Annotated in this window: 5 protein-coding genes; 4 read left to right on the top strand and 1 reads right to left on the bottom strand. The window is 36.7% G+C overall.

What is annotated here, in order from left to right; all coding sequences use genetic code 11:
• The coding region (locus ACI3VO_RS07855) for a nitrilase-related carbon-nitrogen hydrolase (protein WP_439757380.1) at positions 1–447 on the bottom strand (447 nt) is incomplete at its 3' end.
• Positions 448–647: 200 nt separating this feature from the next.
• Here ACI3VO_RS07855 and pxpB point away from each other — a divergent pair.
• The 4 genes from pxpB to ACI3VO_RS07835 form a co-directional block, all read left to right on the top strand.
• Positions 648–1,367, top strand: coding sequence for a 5-oxoprolinase subunit PxpB (gene pxpB, locus ACI3VO_RS07850; RefSeq protein ID WP_439757379.1), 720 nt, complete (start codon positions 648–650; stop codon positions 1,365–1,367).
• Between the two features lie 2 nt (positions 1,368–1,369).
• Positions 1,370–2,401: a biotin-dependent carboxyltransferase family protein gene (locus tag ACI3VO_RS07845; RefSeq protein WP_439757378.1), complete on the top strand. Its 1,032-nt coding sequence runs from the start codon at positions 1,370–1,372 to the stop codon at positions 2,399–2,401.
• A gap of 22 nt (positions 2,402–2,423) precedes the next feature.
• Positions 2,424–2,840, top strand: coding sequence for an acetyl-CoA carboxylase biotin carboxyl carrier protein (locus ACI3VO_RS07840; RefSeq protein ID WP_439757377.1), 417 nt, complete (start codon positions 2,424–2,426; stop codon positions 2,838–2,840).
• A gap of 11 nt (positions 2,841–2,851) precedes the next feature.
• Positions 2,852–4,188 (top strand): acetyl-CoA carboxylase biotin carboxylase subunit (locus tag ACI3VO_RS07835; RefSeq protein ID WP_439757376.1); only part of this gene is annotated, 1,337 nt, incomplete at its 3' end.

Raw genomic sequence — 4,188 nt, 5'->3', positions numbered from 1 at the left:
CTTCCCAAAAGGCGTATCAAAAACCTTAAATCCATCCTCAGAAGGAGTATAGTAGTATTTTTCATAAAAATTCTTGGCATTTAAAATATGCACCATCTTAGAAAGTCCATCTAGCTCGCCCTTAGAATTTATCATAAGTGACATATCGTATCTCTTCTCGTCCTGCTCTATGTATAAATTAGGAGATAGGTACATCTCGTATTCCTTGCAAAGCTCTTTCATCTTAGAAATCCTCTTATCATCTAAAGTCAGACAAAAATCGTCTATTTCCTTACCTAAGCAGTTTTTCAAATCCTTTTCTTCATACTGTGGGAAGAAAGGAGTCCATTGAATCTCAGGGAAAAACAATAAATCGCTGCCTTTAGCATTCTTCATAAAATCTAATGTCTTTTTATAATTACCATCCATATCCAGCCCCATTGAAACCTGAGCCATAGCTAACTTCATATTGCATAGCCTCCTTTTTATTATAAACTAGCTTTAACAATATTATACACCATATTTCAACAAAAATTACAAAACACAATTGCAAGAATATAATCGAAACTTGCATATTAGTGAAAACTTCGCTATAATCTTTTTTATAGGACATAAAAATTTAATAAAACATATAAAAAATAAATTATACAAATTAGGGGGGTGAATTCTTGAAATATTTGATTGCAGGGGATTCAGCACTAATAATTGAATTTGGAAACGATATAAGTACTGAAACAAACAACAAAATAAGGGTTTTCAACGATTTAATAAAATCAGCTAAAATACAAGGGATCACAGAAACAGTTCCTACTTTCAGATCTCTTTTAATTTACTACGACCCTTCAAAAATATATTTTGACGAATTAAAGTCGAAAATTGAAAAGTTAAGTAAAAATTTAGATTCTAAATCAGAGACCAAAAAAAGAATAATAGAAATACCAGTCTGCTACGGTGGCTCATTTGGAGAGGATTTAGAATTTGTAGCAGAGCACGCAAAATTGACTACAAGAGAAGTAATACAAATACATACATCTAGGGAATATTTAATTTACATGCTAGGATTTTTGCCAGGATTTGCATATCTAGGGGGCCTTGACAGCAGACTATTTACTCCTAGACTTAAAAATCCGAGAACTAGAATCGACGCAGGCTCTGTAGGCATAGGCGGTGAACAAACTGGAATATACCCACTCGCATCACCTGGTGGATGGAGACTTATTGGAACTACTCCAGTAAAGCCATACGATGCAAATAGAGAAGAGCCAATTTTATACAAGGCGGGCGACTACATAAAATTTGTAGAAATAAGTCAATCTGATTTTTACGAGATAAAAAATTTAGTAGATAAAAATTTATACCATTGTAACGTAATAGAGAGGGGGGTTTAAAATTGGGAATAATAATTCGAAAAAGTGGATTATATACGACTATTCAGGATTATGGTAGGGTAGGATACCAAGAATTCGGCTTCTCTGTATGTGGTGCAATGGACAAACGATCTCTCAAAATAGCAAATATACTAGTCGGCAACCCAGTCGACGAGGCGGTGATAGAGATGACTTTAGTAGGTCCTACTATAGAATTTACAGAGTCAAATATCATAGCTATAACTGGCGGCAACCTAAGACCAAAGCTAAACGGTCAAAAGGTACACACATACCAGGCATTACTTGTAAAATCTGGAGATGTGCTGTCATTTGAATACGCCAAAAGCGGCTGCAGAGCCTACATTGCATTTGCAGGAGGACTCAAAGTTCCAAAAGTCATGGGAAGTAAGTCGACTTATGTAAGATGTGGAATAGGAGGATACAAGGGTAGAACTCTACAGGCAGGCGACTATATTAAGTTTGAATCGCCAAAGGACTATCTTCCATATTTTTTATCTAGAAAAATAAACTACATGCATAAAAATGAGTCAGAGGTAACATTGAGAGTCATAAGAGGACCTCAGGATACAGCATTTACAGAAAACGGCTTGAAAACGTTTTTTTCTAGCCCATACAAGGTTACTAACGAAAACGACAGAATGGGATGCAGACTAGACGGTCCAGTCATAGAGCACAAATCCTCTGCAGATATAATCTCAGACGGTATAGCTCTAGGCTCAATACAGGTTCCTTCACACGGTAAGCCTATAATCATGATGACAGATAGACAGACAACAGGTGGCTACACAAAAATTGCAACCGTAATAAGCGTAGATATACCAAAGCTTGCACAGAGAAAGGCTGGAGATACTATCTATTTTAAGGAAATTTCTTTAAAAGAAGCACAGGATCTCTACAAAGAGGAAAAATTACTTTATAAAGCAATTACAAAAAACATACACAAGCCGTGTATGGAGGTCTTAGAGCCTAGAAGTGCATCTAGAAGAATTGAAGTTCTTTTAGAAAAAGACAACAATCCATTTCAACAAAAATAATAGGGTAAATTAGGAGGATAACATGGAATACGAAAAAATTTTAGAATTAATAAAAATAATGGAGGATTCATCTTTAACTACTTTTTCTTACAAAGAAGGAGATAGTGAGATTTTACTAAAAAAAGAAGTAACAGCTGTAAAACAAGTAGAAGCTGCACCTGCAAAGGTTAAGGAAGCTACAGAGCCTGCAGGAGATGGAATTGAATACATAAAGGCTGAGCTTATAGGAACATTCTATGAAGCGCCATCACCACAAGCGAAATCATTCGTATCAGTAGGCGACAAAATCACAAAGGGTCAAGTCGTAGGAATAATAGAAGCGATGAAAATGATGAACGAAGTAGTCAGCGAATACGAAGGAACAGTAGAGGCTATCCTAGTTGAAAACGAACAAATGATAGAATACGGCCAACCTTTATTCAAAATAAAAACAGTATAGGAGAGTTTAAAATGTTTAACAAAATATTAATAGCAAATAGGGGTGAAATTGCTATAAGAATCATCAGAACATGTAAATCTCTAGGCATCAAGACAGTAGCAGTTTACTCTGAAATAGATAAAAATGCTCTCCACACTAAGCTAGCCGACGAGAGCATATGCATAGGACCTGCTAAATCAAAGGACAGCTATTTGAACATGAACCGCATCATCACAGCAGCTCAGCTTACAAATGCAGACGCTATACATCCAGGATTTGGATTTTTATCAGAAAACAGCAAGTTCGTGGATTTATGCAAGGAAAACAACATAACATTTATAGGTCCAAGCAGTGAAGTAATAGATTTGATGGGAAATAAATCAAACGCCAAAAACACAATGATAAAGGCAGGAGTCCCAGTAGTCCCTGGAACAGAAGATCCAGTGTACGACGCAGAAATAGGTAAACGTCTTGCAGATGAAATGGGATATCCAGTAATAGTAAAGGCATCCTCAGGTGGCGGCGGTAAAGGAATGAGAATAATAGAAAATTCGACTGAATTTATCGAGGGCTTCAACGTAGCACAGGGTGAATCTGTAAACTCATTTGCAGACAACACAATGTACATAGAAAAATACATCAGAAACCCAAGACACATAGAGGTACAAATTTTAGCGGACAAATACGGAAACGTAGTCCATCTAGGAGAAAGAGACTGCTCAATCCAAAGACTACACCAAAAGATGATAGAGGAATCTCCTTCACCAGCTATAGGAGACGAGCTAAGAAAAGTCCTAGGTGAAACAGCAGTAAAGGCAGCAAAAGCCGCTCACTACGAAAACGCAGGCACAGTAGAATTTCTACTAGATGAAAACGGCGACTACTACTTCATAGAAATGAACACTAGAATACAAGTAGAACACCCTGTCACAGAAATGGTAACAGGAATAGATTTAATAAAACAACAAATTTTAATCGCAGCAGGGCAAAAATTAGCCTACACACAAGACGACATCCAAATAAAAGGACATGCCATCGAATGTAGAATAAACGCCGAAAATACACTTAAAAACTTCATGCCAGCACCTGGTAAAATAAATGCAGTACATTTTCCAGGAGGCTTCGATGTAAGAGTCGACACAGCACTTTACGCTGGATACGTGCTTCCAGCTACCTACGATTCTATGATAGCCAAGGTAATTGTACACGGAAGCAACAGAAAAGAAGCGATTGAAAAAATGAAGGCAGCTCTAGATGAGCTTGTAATAAACGGAGTTGAGACAAACGCCAACTTCCAATATTCAATAATGAACAACCCAACATATGTAAACGGTGAAGCAACAACAGGATTTATAAAGGATTTGTTATC

This window comes from Intestinibacter sp. (assembly GCF_051866655.1).
GTDB lineage: Bacteria > Bacillota > Clostridia > Peptostreptococcales > Peptostreptococcaceae > Intestinibacter.
This window is presented reverse-complemented; position numbering and strand designations above follow the sequence as displayed.